The organism is Ligilactobacillus equi DSM 15833 = JCM 10991 (genome assembly GCF_000615765.1).
Taxonomy (GTDB): domain Bacteria; phylum Bacillota; class Bacilli; order Lactobacillales; family Lactobacillaceae; genus Ligilactobacillus; species Ligilactobacillus equi.
This window is the reverse complement of record NZ_BAMI01000108.1, coordinates 1-2,329: the sequence shown is the minus strand read 5'-3', so window position 1 is coordinate 2,329 and position 2,329 is coordinate 1. Positions and strand designations below refer to the sequence as shown.

Sequence of the window (2,329 nt, the reverse complement as noted above, 5' to 3'; positions counted from 1 at the left end):
GGCTGCAGGTGTCAATGTTGTGAAAGGCTCCCCTGTTAATAAGGGCCAAGTATCAAAAGAACAAGCACCTCAAATGGCAAAGGAAATTCGGCAAGACTATGCTAATCAAGTTAATGCTCTGAACACTGCAACAAAGAATATGAATGACGCTAAGAGTGCCGTTGCTTCTTTGGAAAGTGAAAAGCAAAAACTCGAGCAAGCGGTAGCCAATGCACAAAAAACGTTAGGGAATGACCATGTTAAGCAAGAACCTAACAAAAAAACAACAACTTCAGTTGCTGATGCGCAAAAGATTGTCACAGAGGTAAGCCACGATTACCAAAGCCAAGTTAAAGCTATTAATGATGCCGTGTCTGTTGGTGAAAAAGTTAACTCTGCTAATGACCAATTGAGCACTTTAATTGACAAATACAATGAATTAGCTAAGGAAGTTGGGCAAAAGGAACTCGATAAAAATACCTCTAAGTCATTTGAAAACTTGTCAGACAACGCGTTAAATAAGCAAAAGGCAGACTTACAAAAGCAAATTGCTATTTTGCAAGCACAGGTTGATGAAAAGAAAGCTAATGTATTAGTAAACAATGCAATCGAGAATGCTAATAAAGGTATTTTCACCGCTAATGCTATTAATGTGTCAGTAGATTATTTTGAACGTGACTCTGGAAAAAAAGTTACTGAAATTGCTCCTTATTCGGGAAGTGGTGGAACTGTTAAAGACTTGATTGACTTTAACAGTAAAGTTTCTTTCAGCGTAGATGCAAGTAAAGTAAAACGTGGAAGCTCTGTAGCTATTTTTCAAGAAAAAACAGAGACTAACTCTAATGGTTGGAATAAAGATAATGGTAGTGACTTAATCCAAGGAGCATCAGTATATGATTCAACTAACAAATTAATTGGTGTTATTAAAAAGACTCCTTATTCGGATAGTAACATCAGAACGTATTACGTAGTTGTTGAAAACGAACCTTCTCAAACTAATACAGTCGGTTTACAAAATTTTGTTATTTCAAAAACTGGTGGGTCAATAAATTATGATATGCCAGCTAGTTTTTTCAATGGATTAACAAATGGTTTAAAAGGTACTATCACCTATAATCAAATGGATGGCAAGGAAATCGCCAAATTAAACGTTAATATCCCACAAGCTAATTTCAAAAGAACACAAGTCCTTCCGGCGACATATATTCAAAATGCGTCTGAATCAGAAAGTAACTTCCACCGCAGTGCTAATGGAGCAGGCGCATACGTTGCTTTATCTGGTATGTATCACCATGTTACAGGGTCTATGGCAGACGCAGATACTGATGTAGAGTCGTATGCTCCAACTTACAAAGAAGCAACAAACTCGCAAAGTAACTATCAATTTGTACAAGACTTATCGGTTTCAACAGATGGAATTAACCCTGTATTACCATCTAGTAATTTTTCAAATGTTGGCGACAAAGGACAATTGGGTATACGAGTACGTTGGAATCCAGTCAGTGCTGATAATCACACAATGTCAGAAACTATTGAAGCTAGAGATACTGAGGCACATTTATACGCACAAGCAGATGCTCATGATTGGTTAAGTGTTCCTTTCTTAAGAGTTGAAAATGGTAAAAATGCTGAGGAACTTCAAAAAATATTAAACGAAACGCCAACAAAAACTCAAGGTTTGATTTCATATACTGATGATAGTATGACCCATGCAATAATGGTATACAACGTTACAAAAGATTTCTTACAAAAAGCTACGTATACTGGGGTTTCTAATACTTTAAAAAAGTCATTCTACCTAGCATCATTAAGTCCTGAAGAACGTAAACAAGCTGAAGCCAATACTCTTGCTTTTTATAGCAAGGGTAGCGCTATTGACGGTTTATCACGAGTAGACTTTTGGGGAGCACTTCTATTATTTACTTATCCTGAAAAAGAGTACACAATCAAAAATCATGCTTACACTTTAAATACTTCAGGAGATTATAAAGTTGATGTGAGCGAAAATTATACAAATGTTCCTATTGTTCACTTAGCTCAAGGGCAAAGTGGTGTAATTGTTCACTACATTGATGGGACAACTGGAAAAGATATGCAAGTTACGGATTACAGTATTGGCAATCCGGGACAAGCTCAAGCTATTAAACCAAGTGAAAAATTAGGTTGGAATATTACTACTGACGGAGCTAAATACCCTAGTGGCGTTAAGACAGTCGAATCAGATACCAATGTAAATTACCCTTCAGAAGGTACATGGCTGATTACTACATCGTTTACATGCCGTTAGACGTAAAAGCTATTGGTGGCTTATATGACAAACCAACGGTTACGTATTCCCTAAATGATGTAA

1 protein-coding gene is annotated in these 2,329 nt (G+C 36.6%); it reads left to right on the top strand.

Features of this window, described 5'->3' with window-relative positions; all coding sequences use genetic code 11:
* On the top strand, positions 1 to 2,266 hold a 2,266-nt coding region (locus JCM10991_RS14060), incomplete at its 5' end, for a hypothetical protein (RefSeq protein ID WP_035189039.1).
* Between the last annotated feature and the right edge of the window lie 63 nt (positions 2,267 to 2,329).